Origin of the sequence: uncultured Enterovirga sp. (assembly GCF_964242715.1) — a bacterium.
Classification (GTDB): Bacteria; Pseudomonadota; Alphaproteobacteria; order Rhizobiales; family Beijerinckiaceae; genus Enterovirga.
On record NZ_CAXTAZ010000001.1, the window covers coordinates 52,817 to 70,338 of the forward strand.

The following is a 17,522-nucleotide window of genomic DNA, read 5'->3' on the forward strand; positions in this document are numbered from 1 at the left end:
GCCGACAACTCCGTCCTAAGTAGGACGTCCGACGTCCGGCCGCGAGGGTCCGGGGCGGACGACGTCATCACGGATCGCGGAACTGCTTCGACAGCTTCAGGTCCTGGCCCTGGTAGTTCGAGGTTCCGATCGCGCCGTAGAGCGCGTCCGGCTCCGCCGCCATGCGCTCATAGGCGAGCCGGCAGACCATCTGGCCGTCCTCCAGGTTGAACGGCACCTCGTGGCTGCGGACCTCCATGACGGCGCGGCTGCCCGGATGCCCCGTCGGGGCGAAGCCGAAGCCCGGATCGAAGAAGCCGGCGTAATGGACCCGGAACTCGCCCATGGACGGATCGATCGGCACCATCTCGGCCGCGAGCGCCGGCGGAATGTGGAGGCGCTCCTTCGAGACCAGGATGTAGAATTCGTTCGGATCGAGAATGAGCCGGCGGTCCTCGCGGGCCGGGATCGGCTCCCAGTAATCCTCGGGCCGATAGGCGCCGACCCGGTCGAGGTCGATCACGTCCGTGTGCCGCTGCGCCCGGTAGCCGATCGGCCGGCCCGGTCCGGCCCCGGCAAGATCGATCCGCAGCACGAGACCGTTCCTGACGGAGAGCGGCCCGTCGACGAGCGGCGATTGCGCATGCAGGTCCCGCAGCTTCGCGTCGGGGAGACGGAAGTCGGACAGCTCCTCCTGCTGCGAGTTGCGGCGGCGGAAGCGGATCTGGTTGAGGCGCGTGCCCTTGCGGACCTTGATCGAGAAGGTCCGGGGCGAGACCTCGGCATAGAGGCGACCCTGGTAGCCGCTCTCCACGGAGTCAAACACCTCGCTCCGGTCGGTGATCAGGCGGGTGAAGACGTCGAGGCGACCGGTGGAGCTCTTGGGGTTCGCGGCCGCCGAGATGCTGTCCGGCAAGTCCAGCCATTCGAGCAGCTCGACGACGTAGACGCAGCCGCGCTCGAAGATCGCGCCTTCCTCCCGTGCGAGGTCGATCTCCTCCCAGCGCAGGGCCTCCAGCTTGTCCTCGACGGTCGCGCCCTGGCCGGGCAGGAAGCTCGCCCGCACCCGGTAGGCCCGCCGGCCGAGCCGGAGGTCGAGGCTCGCCGGCTGGTACTGGCTCTCCCGGATCGGCTCCTCGCCGCGCAAGAAATTCCGGCGCACGAGGTCGCGGATGTCCTGCCGAGGCATCAGGCCGGTCGGCCCGAGGAGAACGGAGCGCGGTCGCGCGCGGCCGAGATCTGTCACGTCGTTCATCGGCCGGACGCTAGTCGAGGGTCAGCACTTTCTCCAGCCACGGGCGAACCTCATGAAAGGTTATCTCGCAGGCCGATGCTGGACGGAGGGGGACCGAGCGCCTAACCGTCCAGCGTCCTAAAACAACCTGGAGAGAACGCCGTGGTCTATGAATTGAGGGTCTATCGCTGCCTGCCCGGGCGCCTGCCGGCGCTCCTGAAGCGCTTCGAGACGATCACGCTCGCGATCTGGGAGCGGCACGGGATCCGGCAGGCCGGTTTCTGGACCACGCTGGTCGGGCCCTCGAACCAGGAACTGACCTATATGCTGGCCTGGGATTCCCTCGCCGACCGCGAGCAGAAGTGGAACGCCTTCCAGTCGGATCCGGAATGGATCGAGAAGCGCGCCGGGACCGAGAAGGACGGCCAGATCGTCGACAATATCGTAAGTTCGTTCCTGGCGCCGACCGGGTTCTCCTCGGTCAAGTAGCGGCCCGACCGGCCTCCGGCCACATGGCCGGCGCGGCGTAGGGCCTGGACCGGGGCGTAGCCGCCTATCGTGGCGCCAGGATCATGATCATCTGGCGGCCTTCCAGCATCGGCTCGCTCTCGACCTTGGCGATATCTGCCGTCTCTACCTTCACCCGTTCCAGCAGGCGCAGGCCGAGATCCTGGTGGGCCATCTCACGGCCGCGGAAGCGCAGGGTCACCTTGACCTTGTCGCCTTCCTCGAAGAACCGCTGCACGGCCTTCATCTTCACGTCGTAATCGTGCTTGTCGATGCCGGGTCGGAGCTTGATCTCCTTCACCTCGACGGTCTTCTGCTTCTTTCGGGCCTCGGCCTGCTTCTTCTGTTCGAGGAAGCGGAAGCGGCCGTAATCGAGGAGCTTGCAGACCGGGGGAACCGAGTTCGGGGCGATCTCGACCAGATCGAGCCCCGCATCTTCTGCCGTCTTCAAGGCGTCGACGAAGGGAACGACACCCTGATTCTGTCCCTCCTGATCGATCAGTTGGACGTCCCGAACGCCGCGGATGTCGCGATTGGCGCGCGGCCCGTCCTTTTGCGGGACCGGCATGGCTCTCATAGGTCGGCGAATGGTTGAAACTCCTCTACCGTTGCGTGCCGGGCGGCCCACCTCGGGAGGCTATCTCAATCGGGGGCGGCCGGCCGTAGCACCTCATGTGGCACATCGTCCGGCCAAGTCAATAACTGCCAGGAGCCGGACGGCGGGACTCAGGTGGCGGGCGGAGGGTCCGGGAGCATGCGGGGATCGTCCCGGGCAAGGCCCACCGAGCGCCCCGCTTCCACGAGCGATTCCCAGGTCTGCCGCGAGATCGGGATGCCGTGTTCCGTCCGGTCGGCCCGGGCGCGTCGCTCGGGGTCGCCCGGTATGAGCACGGACGAGCCCGGCTCGGCCGGCCGCGTGTCCCGGACGAAGTCGATGAAGGCGCGCGCCTCCGCGGCGATCGCGGAATCCGAGCCGAAGGCCGCAGGCGACATGTAGATCGACACCATGCCGTTCGCGAAGCGGTAGGGGCCGGGCGGGCCGGAACAGCCGGAGCCGGCCAGCACCCCGCCGAGGAGCTCGCACATGAGGGCCAGTCCCGACCCCTTGTGCTCGCCCATCGCCCGGATCGCACCCTCCCCCTTGGCGTGATCGCGCAGGCTCGTCCCTTCAAGCGGACCGTAGAGCGTCGCGGGGTCCGTCGAGAGCGCGCCCTGGGGCGTGATCAGGCTGCCCTCCGGAAGCGGCTTGCCGCCCTGGGACGCCACCATCACCTTGCCCTCGGCAACGGCCGAGGTGGCGAAGTCCAGCACCACCGGCGGCTGGCCCTCGACCGGGAAACCGAAGGCGATCGGGGCCGTCGAAAAGCGCTTCTCGACACCGCCGAAGGGGGCGACCAGACGGGATTGCGCGACGTTGACGATATGCAGGGAGGCAAGGCCTGCCTCGAGCGCCATCTCGGCCCATTGCCCGATGCGACCGAGATGGCCGGCATGGCGAAGTGCCACGATCGCGACCCCCGTTTCCCGCGCCTTCTCGATCCCGAAGCGGACCGCCTCCCGACCGACTGTCGCGCCGAAGCCGTATTGCCCGTCGAGCACCGCCATCGCGGCATTCTCGCTCACGACCGCGACGTTGCGTCCGGCCTCGACCTCGCCCTCGCTCAGCCAGAGAAGGTAGCGCGGCACCCGCACCACGCCGTGGCTGTCGTGGCCCGTGAGATTCGCGTCCACGAGCCCCGTCGCGATCGCGTCGGCCTCCTCGGCCGAGCAGCCGGCGGCCGCGAAGGTCGCGGCCACGAAGCCATGCAGGCGCCGCAGATCGACGCGCAGATCGTCGGGAGCGGCCATGAGCTACGCCTGCTTCTTCTTCTCGAGGAGGAGTTGACCCTCCTTCTCGATATAGCCTCTCGCCTTCTCGGCGATCATGGCCAGCATCCAGGGAAGCTGCACCTCGACCCGGACATGGTCATCGGCGACATCCAGCCCCCCCGAGACGCTCTGGCCCATGGCCTTCACGTCCACGTCGAGATGGTCGCCGGACCAGCGCTCGTCGATCGAGCCGACCTTGTCGCCGAATTTCGCTTTCAGGGTCCCGACCCCGTCCTCCAGCCGCTTGCGAGCACCTTCGCGCCCGAGCTGATGGGGAATGACGACGACCAACGGCTTCGACATGAGCGCTCCTCCGCCTGCCACATAGCACGGCGCGAGGCGGCGTCGAGCCCAGGCCGGCCACCCTCCGGGTGAAAGGGCGGCGCGCGGTTGCGCGAGCGTTTGCGATCGGCCATCCGGAGAGCCGGCGCCCGTCGTGGCGCGGAAGCCGGAGCCTGGCATGGACATCCGCTCGAGCGTCCTCGATGCGATCGGCCGCACGCCCCTGATCCATCTCCGTCGCGCCTCGGAACTGGCGGGAGGCACGATCCTCGGGAAGGCCGAGTTCATGAATCCCGGCGGATCGGTCAAGGACCGGGCGGCGCTGTTCATCGTCCGTGACGCCGTGCGGCGCGGCGAACTCAGGCCGGGCGGCACGATCGTCGAGGGTACGGCCGGGAATACCGGGATCGGTCTTGCCCTCGTTGGTAATGCTATGGGCTTTCGGACCGTGATCGTGATCCCGGAGACGCAAAGCCGCGAGAAGAAGGAGATGCTCCGGCTCGCCGGGGCCGAACTCGTGGAGGTGCCGGCCCTGCCCTATGCGGATCCCGGCAATTACGTCCGCCGCTCGGGACGGCTCGCGGCCGAACTCGCGACGAGCGAACCGGCGGGGGCGATCTGGGCGAACCAGTTCGACAATCTCGCCAACCGCGACGCGCACGCCGCGACAACCGCCCCCGAGATCTGGGACCAGACCGGCGGCCGCATCGACGGCTTCGTCTGCGCGGTCGGCACCGGCGGCACGCTGGCCGGGGTGGCCCAGGGGCTTCGCGAGCGCGATCCGACCATCCGGATCGGGCTCGCGGACCCGATGGGAGCCGCGCTCTACAGTTACTACAAGACCGGCGAACTCCGTTCGGTCGGCTCCTCGATCACCGAGGGGATCGGGCAAGGCCGCATCACGCGGAATCTGGAAGGCCTGGTCGTCGACGACGCCTATCAGATCCCGGACGAGGAAGCCCTGCCGATCGTCTTCGACCTGCTCCGGCACGAGGGCCTCTGTCTCGGCGGCTCGTCCGGCGTGAATGTCGCGGGAGCCATCCGGCTGGCCCGCGAGATCGGACCGGGCGCGACCGTCGTGACCATCCTGTGCGATTCCGGTACCCGCTACGCCTCGAAGCTCTTCAACCCGGATTTCCTCGGCTCCAAAGGCCTGCCGATCCCGCCCTGGCTGGACACACGGCAGGCCCATGCCGAACAGGAGCCTAGGCTCTAGACCGGCCGCGACATCCAAAGTCGGAACCGCCCTCCCGAGCGGGAGTTCACTCCGTGATTTACGGGATCCGCTCAGTGCGTGCGTGCCGCAACACTTCGCTATCGCGGCGCACGGGCACCCTAGGCCGGATAGGGCGAATTCGGCTGTCGGCGGTCGTTCTTGCGCCGGGAAACCGGCCGGAAGGGCAAGCCTCGGTCGGACGAAGATGAGATCGCTGTTCGAGCGCCCCACCTATCTCGGCCTCAGCCGGCGGCGGCTTCAGACACTTTATCTGGTCGCGGCAGCCGGACTCGCGGCGCTCGTGCCCTTGATGCTGCTTGCGGGGTTCTGGATCCGGGCGGAGTTCGGAAAAGGGCAGCGCGACATCGAGACACTTCTAGGCGCCCGTGCGTCGTCTCTCGCCCAGCAGGTCGATGCGGATCTGCAGCAGCAGCTCTCCGCCTTGCAGGCGCTATCGGCCCTGCCAACGCTCGACGGTAGCGTGGAGAGTTTCGAGGAGACGGCCGGGCGCATGACGGCGGTCATGCCCCATTGGACGACGTTGAGCCTGGTCGATGCCGCAACGGGCCGGATCGTCGTCTCGACCCGGGCGGAAGCGCGGGACGAGCCCTCCGAAGCGCGGCTCCGCGACGTCGTCGCCGGCGGGAAGCCCTTGATCGAGACCCGGCCCATTCAGGCGGGCCAGGACGGCGGCATTCTGCTCTACGTTCCGGTGGTGCGCCGCGAGGCAACGAGATTCGTTCTCCTGATGACCTTCAATGCGAAGGAGATCCAGGACATCGTTCTTCGCCAGCCCCGCGACGGCGCCTTGCTGTCGGTGGTCGTCGACGGCGAGCACCGCATTCTCGCCCGTTCCCACGGCTTCGACGCGATCGGGACAGAGGTGATGCCGACCTTCCAGGAGGCCATCAAGGGGCGGGAATCCGGCCTCATCAACGCCACCTCCCGCGAAGGCGAGCCGATCGCGAGCGCATTCCGGCGCTCTCCCCTGACCGGTTGGGTGTCGATCACCTCGATCAGCCGGCGCGAGAGCGACGGGCTGATGAGCCGTACGGTCTGGGCTACCTCGGCCGCGGGCGCGCTGAGCCTTATCCTCGCCGGCATCCTGGCCGTGTTCATCATCCATACCGTGATGGAGCGCCGGGTGAGCGAGGAACGGCTCGCCGCCTCTCGCGCGCTGGGCGACCTCGATGCGCGCCTCCTCGCGACCACCCAGGAGGCCCTGGGAGAACAGCGCAAGGCGGCGTCCGAGCGCGAAGTGCTGCTGCGCGAGATCTATCACCGCGTGAAGAACAACCTGCAGATCGTGCAGAGCTTGCTCCGGCTCGGATCGCGCGACCTCCATCCGGACCAGCGCGAGCCGTTCGAGAACGCGGTCCGCCGCATCGGCGCCATGGCCCGGGTCCACACGCTCCTCTACAATTCGCCCGATCTCGCCTCGATCGACTTCAAGGATTACCTCGACGAGCTCCTGAAGGAGCTGTCCGAAGGGTTCGCGGCCGGCGAACGGGGAATCGAACATGTCCTCGACGCGAACGCGATGAGGATGCCCCTCGACACGGCCGTGCCGCTCGCCTTCATCGCGGTCGAAATCCTGACGAATTCCTTCAAGCACGCCTTCCCCGAAGGGCGGGCGGGGCGGATCACGGTCGAGGTTGGCCGGGGGGAATCCAGCGCCGTCCTGCGGATCCGGGATGACGGCGTCGGCATGAAGAGCGGCGGCGCGAGCAAGCGCCGCCTCGGCCTCACGATCGTCCGCAAGCTCGTGCAGCAGATCGGCGGCACGCTCGAAGAGCCGCCGCCGGGTTCGTCCGTCTTCGTCGTGCGGTTTCCGCTCGATCCCGAGAAGACGCTGGCCGTGTTGTCGCCCCAGGCACCGGTCCAGGCTTGATCGCGCGAACAGCCCGCCCATATCGTGACAAGGAGGTTCGAGGTGCCAGCAGGGCTTCGAACCGCGAAGTGCCGGAAGGGCTTCGAGATGTCGCGTTTGTCGCCCTTCGGGCATCCTTTTCTCCTGGGCTTCGACGAGATCGAGCAGGCCCTCGATCGCGTCGCCAAGAGTTCCGTCGACGGCTATCCGCCCTATAATATCGAGCGCATCGCCCGCACCGGGGCGAAGCCCGAGAAGATCCGCATCATGATCGCGGTTGCGGGTTTCACGCCCGACCAGCTCGACGTGATGCTGGAGGAGAACCAACTCGTCGTTCGGGGACGGCAGAGCGAGGACAAGGACCGCCACTTCCTGCACCGCGGCATCGCGGCCCGCCAATTCCAGCGAACCTTCGTGCTGGCGGACGGAATGGAGGTCCTGGGAGCGGACCTGTCGAACGGTCTGCTCTCGATCGACCTCGTGCGGCCCGAGGCCGCGCGAGTGGCCCGCCGCATCGACATCGCCTCACGCGACTAGCTGAAACCGCCGCTCACAGGAGGGCATCGTGACCGACTTCATCCAGGACACCACCAATTCCGCCGCCGCGGGCTTCGACGACCGTTCGCTGGCAGCCCTCGGCGAGGGCCAGATCGCCTATGTGAAGCCGATCTCCTCCGACGAGGTGCGGCGTATCTTCCCGCAGGCCCCCGAACTCGCGCCGGGTCTCGCGCTTTTCGCGCTCCTCTCCGCGAGCGGCTCGCCCATCCTGCTGACGGATTCGCGCGACACAGCGATCGCGAATGCCTGGGCGCATGACCTTCAGACGGTCAGCCTCAACTGACCTGCCGGGTCGTCGGGAGCCGCGTTCCGGACGGCCGAGGCGACGACGTGGACGAGCCTGTCGAGGTCCTCGGGCCGCGACAGGCGGTGGTCGCCGTCCCGCACGAGCGTGAGCTGCACCGCATCCCCCGGAAGGCGCTCGACCAGCCGCATCGCATGCTCCCAAGGCACGTCGGGGTCCTGCACCCCCTGGATGATGTGAACCGGGCAGCCCGTCTCGACAGGCCCGTCGAGCAGCAGATGCTGCCGCCCGTCCTCGATCAGGGCGCGCGTGATCGGATAGGGCTCGTCCGAATAGAGGGACGGGCGCTCATAGACGCCTTCCGCCATGATGCGGTCCCGGACCTCGCTCGGAAATCCGTCCCACATCAGCCGTTCGGTGAAATCCGCCGCCGGCGCGAGAAGCACGAGCGCGGCCGGCGCCCGCGACGGCCCGGCCGCCCGGAGAGCGCGCGCGGCGAGGAGCGCGAGCCAACCACCCATCGACGAGCCGACCAGGATGGGCCGGGCGGGCGCGAAACGCTCCAGCACCGCCAATCCGTCCTCGAGCCATCGGGTGATCGTGCCGTCCCGAAACACGCCGCCCGAGACGCCGTGGCCGGAATAGTCGAATCGGACATAGGCTTGGCCGGACTCGGCGGCCCAGGCATCCAGCGCATCGGCCTTGGTGCCGGCCATTTCCGAACGAAAGCCGCCGAACCACACGACCGGCGGCTCGCGGCCAGGTCGTTCCAGCACGGCGATGCGGCGCGCGGCCCCGCCTTCGCCGACCTCGATATCGTGCCGCTGCCGCATACTTAACCGGACCTCAACCCCGACCGGCGAGGTTTAGCCCCCGCCCACGTCTCCGAGCCCTTCATAGCCCTGTGAACAGCGCGCCGCGACACCGTCCCGCCTTTCCGCGCGCATCCGTTCCGCCGCTGGAAGGCGTATGCATCCTCCAGATCATCCCCGAACTCGATGCGGGAGGCGCGGAGCGGACCGCGATCGACGTCGCCGCCGGGCTCGCGGCGGCGGGTGCCCGGGCTCTCGTGGCAAGCGAGGGCGGCCGTCTCGTCGGGGAACTCCAGGGCAAAGGCGGCGAGTGGGTTCCCTTCCCGGCCGCGACCAAGAACCCGCTCAGCATGCTCCGCAACGTGCGCCGTCTCGCCCGCATCGGCCACGACGAAGGCGCGGCCCTGATCCACGCGCGCTCACGCGCCCCGGCCTGGGTCGGGCTCGGTGCGGCCCGTGCCCTCGGGATTCCCTTCGTCACGACCTATCACGGCAGCTATGCCGGCCGGTCGCCGCCGAAACGGCTCTACAATTCGGTGATGGCGCGGGGCGACGCCGTCATCGCGAATTCGGCCTACACGGCCGGGCTGATCCGCTCGGTCTATCCCGCGGCTTCGGACCGAATCCGCATCGTCCATCGGGGCACCGACCTCACGCGTTTCTCCCCGGGCGCCGTCGGGCCGGACCGGGTCGATGGCCTTCGGCGCGCCTGGGGCGTCGCGCCGCACGAGCGGATCGTGCTCCTCGCCGCGCGGCTCACCGGTTGGAAGGGCCAGAAAGTCCTGATCGAGGCCGCATCACGGCTTCAGGCCGCCGGCCGAACCGACGTCGCCTATGTGCTGGCCGGCGACCCGCAGGGCCGCGAGAGCTACGCCCGGGAACTCGACGCGCTCGTCGCCTCGCGCGGCCTCGACGGCATCGTCCGGCGGGTCGGACATTGCGAGGACATGCCGGCCGCCTTCATGGCCGCGTCAGTCGTGGCCGTGCCGTCGACCGAGCCCGAAGCCTTCGGCCGCACGGCCGTCGAGGCGCAGGCGCTCGGCATCCCGGTCGTCGTCTCCGATCTCGGCGCGGTGCCCGAGACCGTGGTCGCACCGCCGGACGCCCCGGCCTCCTCCCGCACGGGATGGCGCGTCCCAGCCGGCGACGCGGCCGCGCTGGCCGAGGCGATCGAAGCCGCGCTCGCGCTCGGCGCCAGCGCCCGCGACACCATGGCGGCTCGGGCCCGCGCCCATGTGGAGCGGCATTTCTCCCTGGACACGATGGTGGCCGACACCCTCGACACCTATATCGCGCTGCTCCGTCGCCGATGAGCGCCGGGCGTCGGGGAGAGGTCAGGATGTCGACTTTCGAGCGCTGGATGGGCGGGTCGCCCCTCGCGGTCCTGCTCAGGCTCCTGTTCCTGTCGCTGCTGGTCGGGATCGTCCTCGCTGCGATCGGCCTGACGCCGTTCGGGCTGCTCAGGTGGGTTACCGAGGGCTTCCGCGCCCTGATGGAACTCGGGTTCGACGCCTTCCACGATTTCGGCCGCTACATCCTGACCGGCGCCATGATCGTCATCCCGCTCTGGCTTCTGTCTCGCCTGATGAGCGCGCGGCGCTGAACGTCACGCTCCGCCCGGCCGGCCCCGTCGCATCTTCCAGACGCCCATGGCTGTCGCGACGAGCCGGTCGCCGACGGCGAGATCGCCCTGCATGAACAGGAGCGCGTTCGTCTTCCGGACGACCCGGCAGCGCGCCTCGACGAATTCGCCCGCCTGGACGCTCGAGATGAAATGGGTGTCGAGCTGGATCGTCACCTGAGGCCGGTCGCCGTTCGCGGCCCAGGCCGCGAGGCCGAGCGCCTGGTCGGCGAAGGTCATCACCATGCCGCCATGGACGACCCCGCCCCGGTTCAGATGGCGGCGTTCGGCCAGGAAGCCGTAGCGCGCGCCGCCGCCCTCCGGCCTCGTCCAGAGCGGACCAACGAGGCCGACGAAGCCGTCGTCGTGCCCCGGGACCCAGCCGGCGCCGGCGGGATCGAAGCTCCCGGCCTGGCGCGCGGGATCGACGGCAAGCGCCGCCTCGACGTCGTGGCTGCCGTCCGGCCAGATCGGCAGCGGAACGACGGACGAGACGGCCGAAAGCGGCAGCGGGCCGTAGAGATGGGGAAACAGGTCCCCTCCCCGGGAGGGCTCCCAGCGCAACGCGTGTCCGAGGGCCGCCGCGTCGACGGCGACGAGGAGGAGGTCGGCCTGGCCCCGGAAATGCCGGTGCGCCGTCTCGGCGACCTGATCGGCGGTCGAAAAGTGGATGTACCCGTCCGCGAGGTCGACCGGAGCACCCGCAAAGGACCCGCTCTGCCCGGCCTCGCGCCAGAGCGCGGCCGGGCAAATCTTGTAGACGAGCTGCATCCAGTATCCTTCGTGCGGGCGACGGCAGGTCCTCGTCTTAGCGGCTGCAGCGGGCGGGTCGAGAGCGGGAAGAGAATGCGCGCCACATCGCCATCTCACTTGCTTGCTGTATAATTTCCTAGTACAATTTAGGCTTCTCCCTCCTCTGCACGAGGCCCGACCGTGCTCTCCCATGCCCGCATCTGGACCGCGATCGACCAGCTCGCCGAGCGCTACGGGCTGTCGGCCTCGGGCCTCGCCCGAAAGTCTGGCCTCGACGCCACGAGCTTCAATCGCTCGAAACGCCAGGGACCCGACGGGCGCGACCGCTGGCCCTCGACGGAATCGATCGCCAAGGTGCTGGTCGCGACGGGAGCGAGCCTCGACGAGTTCATGCGGCTCGTCGATCCCGGTGAGGGATCGTCCCGGTCCAAGGTGCCGCTGATCGGCCTCGCCCAGGCCGGAGCGGGCCGCCTGTTCTCGGATGACGGGATGCCGGCCGGTGGGCCTGGCTGGAACGAGGTCGTCTTCCCGGACCTCGCGAACGAACGCGTCTTCGCGCTCGAGGTGCAGGGCGATTCGATGCGTCCGCTCTACCGCGAGGGCGACATCGTGATCGTGTCCCGGAGCGCCGCGATCCGGAAGGGCGACCGGGTGGTGGTCCGCACCACGGACGGCGAGGTGATGGCGAAGGAGCTGAAGCGGAAAAGCGCCAAGGGCGTCGAGCTCACCTCGCTCAACCCGGACCATCCCGACCGGACCATCCCGGCCGCCTCGATCGACTGGATGGGCCGCATCATGTGGGCGCGGCAATAGCCGATCGTCATTCCGGGGCTCGCGAAGCGAGAACCCGGAACCCACGACTCGCCCGGCCCGTGGATCGCTTCCCTGATGGCACGCTCCCCTGATGGCGCGCTTTCATGGTTTCCGGGTTCCGCTTCGCGGCCCCGGAATGACGGCGTCTTCTACTCCGCCGCCCCGGCCAGATGCCCGAAAGCCGCGACGACATTCTCGTAGACCGGCCGTTTGAAGGGAATGATCAGACCGGGCAGGTTTCGCAGCGGCTCCCAGCGCCAGCCGTCGAACTCGGCCTTGTGCCGCCCGCCGCCGGGCGAGGCGATCTCGATCTCGTCGTCGGAGCCCGTGAAGCGGAAGGCGAACCATCTCTGCATCTGGCCGCGGTAGCGGCCGCGCCAGACCTGCCCGGCGATCGGCGCGGGCAGGTCGTAGGTATACCAGTCCGGCGCCTCGGCCAGGAATTCCACCGAGCTGACGCTCGTCTCCTCGTAGAGTTCGCGCAGCGCCGCCGCATAGGGCTCCTCGCCCGGGTTGATCCCGCCTTGCGGCATCTGCCAGGAACGCCCGTCCGCATCGACATGTTCGGGGCCGGCATCCTGCCGCCGGCGGCCCAGGAAAACGAGCCCGTCGCGGTTGAAGAGCGCGATCCCGACGCAGGGACGATATGGCAGGTCCGCGTTCGGAGGCCGCCCGTGGCGCCGGCTCACCGGCTCGGGACCTCGCGCGAGGCCTGTGCCTGCGTCAGCGCCGCGCTGACCGGGACCAGCAGGATGCGGCGCGCCGCCAGGCCCTCAGACCAGCGTGCGATCCGGTCCATCGTGACCGGGAGCGCGCTCGCGGTCGCGGTCGCGATCCGGCCCGAGGCCGCGATGGTCTCGAGCCGGGCGAGCGCCTTGTCGATCATGTCGGCCCGGGGCACGGCATCGAGGACCAGGTCGGCGCGCGCGGCCGGTGTCGCGCCGGCGACCGCCGTGACGAGGGACCGTGACGAGGAGCCGTCGTCGAGCACGCCCAGCCCGCGCTGGCCTGCTTCCCGCAGCAAAGGGGCAAGCGCGCGCTCGTCCGAGGTCACCTTGGCGCCCATGTAATTCATGAGCCCCACATAGCCCGTAAAGCGGCCCATGGACCAGTGCAGGTGATCGATGTTCTCGGCCGGTTTCGCGGCCGACAGCAGGGTGTGTGGGCCGGGATCGCTGTCCGGATAGTCGAACGGCTCCATCGGGATCTGCAGCATGATCTCGTGCCCGTTCGCCCGGGCACGGCCGGCGAGGCGTGGCAGATCCTCGCCGTAGGGGGCGAAGGCGAGGGTCACGGGCGCGGGCAGGCGCGAGACCGCGTCCTCGGTCGCAGTCACGCTGATGCCGAGGCCGCCGATCACGATCGCGATGCGGCCCACCGGCTTGGCCCCTCCGGGCAACTCGCCGACCGGGCGGGCGTAGGCGTCGAGCGGCCGCAGGCCGCCGGGGCCGAGGCGCGGCAGCGCTCCGCTGCGGCCCTTTTCCAGAAGGCGAGGATCGGCGTCCGGATTCGCCCGGGCAGGTTCCGCGTCGGGAACCCGGACTACGATCGACCCAGGTGCGGAGGTTCCGTCCGGACGCACGACTGAAACGCCGGATTCGGTCTCGACCGTGACGGCGTCGCGGCGGGATGGGTCGGCCCCGGCCGACGGTCCATCCTGCGATGCGATCTGGCTGGCAACCTTCCGAGACGCCTTGGCCGGCTCGGCTGGAGCCTCGGCCACGATCGGCGTGCGGACGGAGGGGCGCCCCCCGTGCGTGTCGCCGTAGATGGCCGCCGCGAGAAAAGCCGCGCCGGCCAAGGCGGCGAGGCAGGTCGCGACCCGGTTCGCTGCGACCGCCGTTGCGCGCCCGAAGCGTGGAACGCGCACCGGCCCGAGCCCGAGAGGGGCCGTGAGTTCGTTTGCGGCCGGGTTCAATGGTCGAGACTCCGCCACCTCGGGCAACTCGCCGGAGCTCCGGCGGCGATCATGCCTGCCGGCTCCGGCCGAATCAGGCCGCATTATCATGGCGAGGTTTGGTTAACCATCCGGCGCTTCAGCGCCGAGCGCGCAACGTGCAAACATGGCTTGCAGAAACAGCAGCAGGCGTCGCCCGCTTCGCGCATCCCTTAAGCGGTGAACCGGACGAGATTCGACTGCTGCCAAACCTCCTGCCCTGCCCCTCCCCGCCAGGGAAACGGCTTAAGGGCGTCTATGGGATCGACGCGCCGAGGCGGCGCGTCGACTCAGTTCGGAACGGCGGGCTTCGAACTGTCCTGGCCGCCGGCGCCCTCGGGCGGGGGCGTCGTGTTTGCGGCGCCCTTGCGGGTGCCGCGCAGGTGTTCGAGCGCCGCGATGAGCTGCTTGTCCTTGGTCGGATCCGGCGGGACATAGGCCGACGAGCCGCCCTTCTCCTCGCCGTTCTTCAGATGCCCGCGCAGCCCGGCCTCGCCCTTGGTTTCGTCCTTGCCCTTCAACTCGTCCGGGATGTCCTGCAGCACCTCCTGGTCGGGATCGATGCCCTTGGCCTGGATGGAGCGGCCGGCCGGCGTGTAGTAGCGCGCGGTGGTGAGGCGGACCGCGCCGTTGGGACCGAGCGGGATCACGGTCTGGACCGAGCCCTTGCCGAAGGAACGGGTGCCCATGACGAGCGCCCGCTTGTGATCCTGGAGCGCACCCGCGACGATCTCGGAGGCCGAGGCCGACCCGCCATTGATCAGCACCACGAGCGGCTTGCCCTTGGTGAGGTCGCCCGACTTGGCGTTGAAGCGCTGGTTCTCTTCCGAGTTCCGGCCCCGGGTCGAGACGATCTCGCCACGGTCGAGGAAGGCGTCGGAGACCATGATCGCCTGGTCGAGCAACCCGCCCGGGTTGTTGCGGAGGTCGATCACGAAGCCCTTGAGCTTGTCGGCGCCGATATCGGTCGTGAGCTTGTCCACCTGGGTGCGAAGGCCCTCGAAGGTCTGCTCGTTGAACTGCGTGACGCGCAGGAAGCCGACATCGCCCTCGACGCGCGACCGGACGGGACGGATCCGGATGACGTCGCGGGTCAGGGTGACCTCGAACGCCTCCCGGCCGGCGCGCTGGATCTTCAGGCGCACCGGGGTGTTCACGGGTCCGCGCATCTTGTCGACAGCCTGGTTCAGGGTCAGGCCCTGCACCTGGTCGTCCTCGATCTGCACGATGACGTCGTTGGCCATGATCCCGGCCTTGGCGGCGGGCGTCTCGTCGATGGGGGTGACGACCTTGATCAGGCCCTCTTCCATCGTGACTTCGATCCCGAGCCCGCCGAACTGGCCGGAGGTCTGGACCTGCATGTCACGGAAGCTCTTCCGGTCCATGTAGGAGGAATGCGGATCGAGCGAGGCCAGCATGCCGTTCACGGCCGCCTCGATCAGCTTCCCCTCGTCCGGCTTCTCGACATAGTCGGTCCGAACCTTCTCGAAGACGTCGCCGAACAGGCTCAGCTGGCGATAGGTCTCGGCCGAGGCCGCCACCGCGGCCGTCGACGAGAGGAGGTGGGTTTGCGATGCGACGGTCGCAGCGCCGGCGCCGATGGCAGCACCAACCAGAACGAGAGAAAATCTGCGCATCACCCACGAGCCCTTTCGGCCTGAGACTTCGCCCACCAGGGACCGGAATCGATCGGATTCCCATCCTTACGCAATTCTACATAGAGAACAGGCCCGTCAGCCTCAACGACGCCCAAAGCCGCAGAGGCTGCCGCAACCTCGCCCATCTGTCCGACCGGCTCTCCGGCCAGGACGAACTGGCCGATTCGGACGTTGATCTGGTCCATGCCGGCCAACAACAGATAGTAGCCGCCACCGGCGTTGATGATCAAGAGTCGTCCATAGGACCGGAAGGGCCCGGCGAACACGATCCAGCCATCGGCGGGCGTGGTGACCACGGCGCGAGGCCGCGTCGCGAGCGCGCTCCCCCGCAGGACGCCGCCGCTCCCGTCCGGAGCACCGAAATCCCGCAAGGTCGAACCCGCGGCCGGACGGATCAGGAGCCCACGCGTTTCCGCGAAAGGCTGCCGCGGGGTGAGGCGCACGGGATCGCGAGCCGCCGCCGCCGCGAACCGCTCCCGGGCCTGCCTGGCCTCGACGTCGGTCGCCGCACGGGCCTCCTCGGCCGCACGCCGCTCGCGGGAGGCCTCCCCCTCCATGCGGTCGATCAGCTCGCGCAGGGTCCGGGCCTCTGCGCCCAGGCTCTCGGCGCGGGAGCGTTCGTTGCCGATCGCGCCCTCGGCGGCGGCCAGGCGCTCCTGCCGGGCCTGAATCAGCACGGCCAGCCGGTCGCGCTCGCCCGCCAGCGCCACGAATTCGGAATCGAGCGCGAGCCGGTCGGCCAGGATCGCCTCCCGAAAGCGCACGAGCTCGGCGAGGTCGGTCGCGAGAACGCGCGCCTGTTCGCGCAATCCCGGCATCACGGCTCCCAGCATGGTCGCGGCCCGTACGGCTTCGAGGATGTCCTCGGCCCGGAGAAGCAAGGCCGGGGCCGGATTGCGACCCATCCTCTGCAGAGCCGCCAGAACCTCAGCGATCAGCCCGCGACGGTCCGCAAGCGAGCGGCGAAGATCGGCCTCGCCGGCCAGCAGCGAATCGAGCCGCCGCTCGGCGGTGCGCGCCCGTTCCTCGGCCGCGCGCGCGCGCGCGGCGGCGTCGAGCAGGGCTGCGGAGAGTTTCGGCCTGTCCGATCTGATGGCCGCGATTTCGGCCTCGAGGCGTCGGCGGGACTCCCCGCTCTGCCGCGCCCTTTGCTCCAGGATGCGGAGGGCGTCCTCGCGCTGCGCCCGCTCGGCCGCACCGGCCGGCGCCGGCGATTCGAGCGCCGGACCCGACGGGGCATCTTGCGGCAGGGCGGTCCCGGCGGCCGAAAGCAGCGCGACCAGCGACGCGGCCCATGCCAGCCTCGCCCGCGTCATGCCTCGCCCCCGCTCCGGTGGTAGGGATGGCCGGTGATTATGGTGAAAGCTCGATAGAGCTGCTCGAGCGCCAGGACCCGCACGAGCTGATTCGGCAGCGTCATCCGGCCGAAAGACAGCGCCCAAGCTGCCTCGGCCTTGAGGGCGGGAAGGAGTCCGTCGGGCCCGCCGATCACCAGGGCCAGCGCGGACCGGCCAGCGTCCCGCGTTTGTCCCAGCCGCATGGCCACGTCGTCGCTGGTCGGCGACGAGGCCGCTTCGTCGAGGATCCAGAGGTGTGACCCACCGGCCCGATCGCGGATGCGTGCGGCTTCGTCGACCTGGCGCTCCTCCGCCCGGCGGCCGCGCCCTTCGGGCAGTTCCAGGAGGTCGGGCCCGCTAAAACCGAGGCCCCGCGCCAGGGCAGCCGACCGCGCGTGGTAGCGCAGCACCAGGTCCCGCTCCGGTCCCGCCTTCAGGCGTCCGACCGCGATGACCTGGAGTCGCAACCCGAATCAGCTGGCGGCGACGAGATCGAGCGGCCGATCCGCGCCCCACATCTTCTCGAGATTGTAGAAGCCCCGCACCTCGGGCCGGAATACGTGGACGATGACGTGGCCGGCATCGATCAGAACCCAGTCGCAGGCCGGCATGCCCTCGATCCGGACGCGACCGAAGCCATGCTCCTTCAGCGATTGCACGACCTTGTCGGCGATGGACCCGACATGGCGCTGCGAGCGGCCCGTCGCGATGATCATCGAGTCGGCGATGGAGGTACGCCCGACGAGGTCGATGTCGACGACATCCTCGGCTTTCATGTCGTCCAGCGACGCGAGCGCCAGCGTCTTCACGTCCGCGGGTGGAGGTACCTCGGC

General features: G+C 69.2%; 20 protein-coding genes and 1 pseudogene. 8 read left to right on the plus strand and 13 right to left on the minus strand.

Going from position 1 to position 17,522, the window contains the following annotated elements; all coding sequences use genetic code 11:
* Positions 1–67: 67 nt before the first annotated feature.
* Entirely contained in the window at positions 68–1,234 is a 1,167-nt protein-coding gene (locus tag ACFE87_RS00250; protein ID WP_375457588.1) for a 2'-deoxycytidine 5'-triphosphate deaminase, read from the minus strand.
* Positions 1,235–1,375: 141 nt separating this feature from the next.
* Between ACFE87_RS00250 and ACFE87_RS00255 the strand changes: the two genes are divergently transcribed.
* A complete protein-coding gene (locus ACFE87_RS00255; protein WP_375457589.1) occupies positions 1,376–1,702 on the plus strand; it encodes an NIPSNAP family protein in 327 nt (108 codons plus the stop codon).
* A 64-nt stretch (positions 1,703–1,766) separates the two neighbouring features.
* Here ACFE87_RS00255 and infC read toward each other — a convergent pair whose 3' ends face one another.
* The 3 genes from infC to ACFE87_RS00270 form a co-directional block, all read right to left on the minus strand.
* On the minus strand, positions 1,767–2,288 hold the full coding sequence (gene infC, locus ACFE87_RS00260; protein WP_375457590.1) for a translation initiation factor IF-3: 522 nt from the start codon (positions 2,286–2,288) through the stop codon (positions 1,767–1,769).
* Positions 2,289–2,446: 158 nt separating this feature from the next.
* Positions 2,447–3,568 carry a malate/lactate/ureidoglycolate dehydrogenase gene (locus ACFE87_RS00265; protein WP_375457591.1) on the minus strand — a complete coding sequence of 374 codons (1,122 nt, stop codon included), beginning with the start codon at positions 3,566–3,568 and terminating at the stop codon, positions 2,447–2,449.
* A 3-nt stretch (positions 3,569–3,571) separates the two neighbouring features.
* Positions 3,572–3,892 carry a polyhydroxyalkanoic acid system family protein gene (locus ACFE87_RS00270; protein ID WP_375457592.1) on the minus strand — a complete coding sequence of 107 codons (321 nt, stop codon included), beginning with the start codon at positions 3,890–3,892 and terminating at the stop codon, positions 3,572–3,574.
* A 157-nt stretch (positions 3,893–4,049) separates the two neighbouring features.
* Between ACFE87_RS00270 and ACFE87_RS00275 the strand changes: the two genes are divergently transcribed.
* From ACFE87_RS00275 to ACFE87_RS00290, 4 genes are all read left to right on the plus strand, one after another.
* A complete protein-coding gene (locus ACFE87_RS00275) occupies positions 4,050–5,087 on the plus strand; it encodes a cysteine synthase A (protein ID WP_375457593.1) in 1,038 nt (345 codons plus the stop codon).
* 205 nt (positions 5,088–5,292) lie between these two features.
* Complete coding sequence (locus ACFE87_RS00280) at positions 5,293–6,978, plus strand: sensor histidine kinase (RefSeq protein ID WP_375457594.1); 1,686 nt, start codon at positions 5,293–5,295, stop codon at positions 6,976–6,978.
* Positions 6,979–7,065: 87 nt separating this feature from the next.
* Positions 7,066–7,494 carry an Hsp20 family protein gene (locus ACFE87_RS00285; protein WP_375457809.1) on the plus strand — a complete coding sequence of 143 codons (429 nt, stop codon included), beginning with the start codon at positions 7,066–7,068 and terminating at the stop codon, positions 7,492–7,494.
* Positions 7,495–7,522: 28 nt separating this feature from the next.
* Positions 7,523–7,798 carry a DUF1150 family protein gene (locus ACFE87_RS00290; RefSeq protein ID WP_375457595.1) on the plus strand — a complete coding sequence of 92 codons (276 nt, stop codon included), beginning with the start codon at positions 7,523–7,525 and terminating at the stop codon, positions 7,796–7,798.
* Here ACFE87_RS00290 and ACFE87_RS00295 read toward each other — a convergent pair.
* Positions 7,777–8,592: an alpha/beta fold hydrolase gene (locus ACFE87_RS00295; protein ID WP_375457596.1), complete on the minus strand. Its 816-nt coding sequence runs from the start codon at positions 8,590–8,592 to the stop codon at positions 7,777–7,779. The two genes, ACFE87_RS00290 and ACFE87_RS00295, sit on opposite strands and share 22 nt — an antisense overlap.
* Before the next feature lie 71 nt (positions 8,593–8,663).
* On the opposite strand from ACFE87_RS00295, the gene ACFE87_RS00300 reads away from it, so the two are divergent.
* Positions 8,664–9,884, plus strand: coding sequence for a glycosyltransferase family 4 protein (locus ACFE87_RS00300; protein WP_375457597.1), 1,221 nt, complete (start codon positions 8,664–8,666; stop codon positions 9,882–9,884).
* 26 nt (positions 9,885–9,910) lie between these two features.
* Positions 9,911–10,174, plus strand: a complete 264-nt coding sequence (locus ACFE87_RS00305; RefSeq protein ID WP_375457598.1) for a DUF6460 domain-containing protein — start codon at positions 9,911–9,913, stop codon at positions 10,172–10,174.
* 3 nt (positions 10,175–10,177) lie between these two features.
* Here the strand turns inward: ACFE87_RS00305 and ACFE87_RS00310 are convergent, their stop codons facing one another.
* Positions 10,178–10,486 carry a PaaI family thioesterase gene (locus ACFE87_RS00310; protein ID WP_375457810.1) on the minus strand — a complete coding sequence of 103 codons (309 nt, stop codon included), beginning with the start codon at positions 10,484–10,486 and terminating at the stop codon, positions 10,178–10,180.
* Positions 10,487–10,624: 138 nt separating this feature from the next.
* Positions 10,625–10,963: pseudogene (locus tag ACFE87_RS00315) on the minus strand (DUF952 domain-containing protein); the annotation flags it as partial.
* 162 nt (positions 10,964–11,125) lie between these two features.
* Here ACFE87_RS00315 and ACFE87_RS00320 point away from each other — a divergent pair.
* Positions 11,126–11,758, plus strand: coding sequence for a helix-turn-helix transcriptional regulator (locus tag ACFE87_RS00320; protein WP_375457599.1), 633 nt, complete (start codon positions 11,126–11,128; stop codon positions 11,756–11,758).
* Between the two features lie 149 nt (positions 11,759–11,907).
* On the opposite strand, the gene ACFE87_RS00325 is transcribed toward ACFE87_RS00320, so the two are convergent.
* The 6 genes from ACFE87_RS00325 to rsfS all read right to left on the minus strand — a co-directional run bounded on the left by ACFE87_RS00325 (position 11,908) and on the right by rsfS (position 17,498).
* The gene (locus ACFE87_RS00325) at positions 11,908–12,447 is read right to left on the minus strand and encodes an RNA pyrophosphohydrolase (RefSeq protein ID WP_375457600.1); all 540 of its coding nucleotides are present in this window, start codon (positions 12,445–12,447) and stop codon (positions 11,908–11,910) included.
* Positions 12,444–13,676, minus strand: coding sequence for a divergent polysaccharide deacetylase family protein (locus tag ACFE87_RS00330; protein WP_375457601.1), 1,233 nt, complete (start codon positions 13,674–13,676; stop codon positions 12,444–12,446). The genes ACFE87_RS00325 and ACFE87_RS00330 overlap by 4 nt, the downstream gene beginning before the upstream one ends.
* A gap of 308 nt (positions 13,677–13,984) precedes the next feature.
* Positions 13,985–15,331 carry a S41 family peptidase gene (locus ACFE87_RS00335; RefSeq protein ID WP_375457602.1) on the minus strand — a complete coding sequence of 449 codons (1,347 nt, stop codon included), beginning with the start codon at positions 15,329–15,331 and terminating at the stop codon, positions 13,985–13,987.
* Positions 15,331–16,668 (minus strand): murein hydrolase activator EnvC family protein, encoded by a 1,338-nt coding sequence (locus tag ACFE87_RS00340; RefSeq protein WP_375457603.1) that lies wholly within the window; start codon positions 16,666–16,668, stop codon positions 15,331–15,333. The genes ACFE87_RS00335 and ACFE87_RS00340 overlap by 1 nt, the downstream gene beginning before the upstream one ends.
* Positions 16,665–17,156 (minus strand): 23S rRNA (pseudouridine(1915)-N(3))-methyltransferase RlmH, encoded by a 492-nt coding sequence (rlmH, locus tag ACFE87_RS00345; protein WP_375457604.1) that lies wholly within the window; start codon positions 17,154–17,156, stop codon positions 16,665–16,667. Before rlmH ends, ACFE87_RS00340 begins: the two co-directional genes overlap by 4 nt.
* Before the next feature lie 6 nt (positions 17,157–17,162).
* Positions 17,163–17,498 (minus strand): ribosome silencing factor, encoded by a 336-nt coding sequence (gene rsfS / locus ACFE87_RS00350; protein WP_375457811.1) that lies wholly within the window; start codon positions 17,496–17,498, stop codon positions 17,163–17,165.
* Positions 17,499–17,522: the final 24 nt, after the last annotated feature.

What these genes read in the sequence shown, in the direction of transcription:
- ACFE87_RS00275 (WP_375457593.1), top strand. Translation starts at nt 4,050, where the DNA reads ATGGACATCCGCTCGAGCGTCCTCGATGCGATCGGCCGCACGCCCCTG.
- ACFE87_RS00340 (WP_375457603.1), bottom strand. Translation starts at nt 16,668, where the DNA reads ATGACGCGGGCGAGGCTGGCATGGGCCGCGTCGCTGGTCGCGCTGCTT.
- ACFE87_RS00295 (WP_375457596.1), bottom strand. Translation starts at nt 8,592, where the DNA reads ATGCGGCAGCGGCACGATATCGAGGTCGGCGAAGGCGGGGCCGCGCGC.
- ACFE87_RS00305 (WP_375457598.1), top strand. Translation starts at nt 9,911, where the DNA reads ATGTCGACTTTCGAGCGCTGGATGGGCGGGTCGCCCCTCGCGGTCCTG.
- ACFE87_RS00250 (WP_375457588.1), bottom strand. Translation starts at nt 1,234, where the DNA reads ATGAACGACGTGACAGATCTCGGCCGCGCGCGACCGCGCTCCGTTCTC.
- ACFE87_RS00265 (WP_375457591.1), bottom strand. Translation starts at nt 3,568, where the DNA reads ATGGCCGCTCCCGACGATCTGCGCGTCGATCTGCGGCGCCTGCATGGC.
- infC (WP_375457590.1), bottom strand. Translation starts at nt 2,288, where the DNA reads ATGCCGGTCCCGCAAAAGGACGGGCCGCGCGCCAATCGCGACATCCGC.
- ACFE87_RS00270 (WP_375457592.1), bottom strand. Translation starts at nt 3,892, where the DNA reads ATGTCGAAGCCGTTGGTCGTCGTCATTCCCCATCAGCTCGGGCGCGAA.
- ACFE87_RS00335 (WP_375457602.1), bottom strand. Translation starts at nt 15,331, where the DNA reads ATGCGCAGATTTTCTCTCGTTCTGGTTGGTGCTGCCATCGGCGCCGGC.
- ACFE87_RS00285 (WP_375457809.1), top strand. Translation starts at nt 7,066, where the DNA reads ATGTCGCGTTTGTCGCCCTTCGGGCATCCTTTTCTCCTGGGCTTCGAC.
- ACFE87_RS00280 (WP_375457594.1), top strand. Translation starts at nt 5,293, where the DNA reads ATGAGATCGCTGTTCGAGCGCCCCACCTATCTCGGCCTCAGCCGGCGG.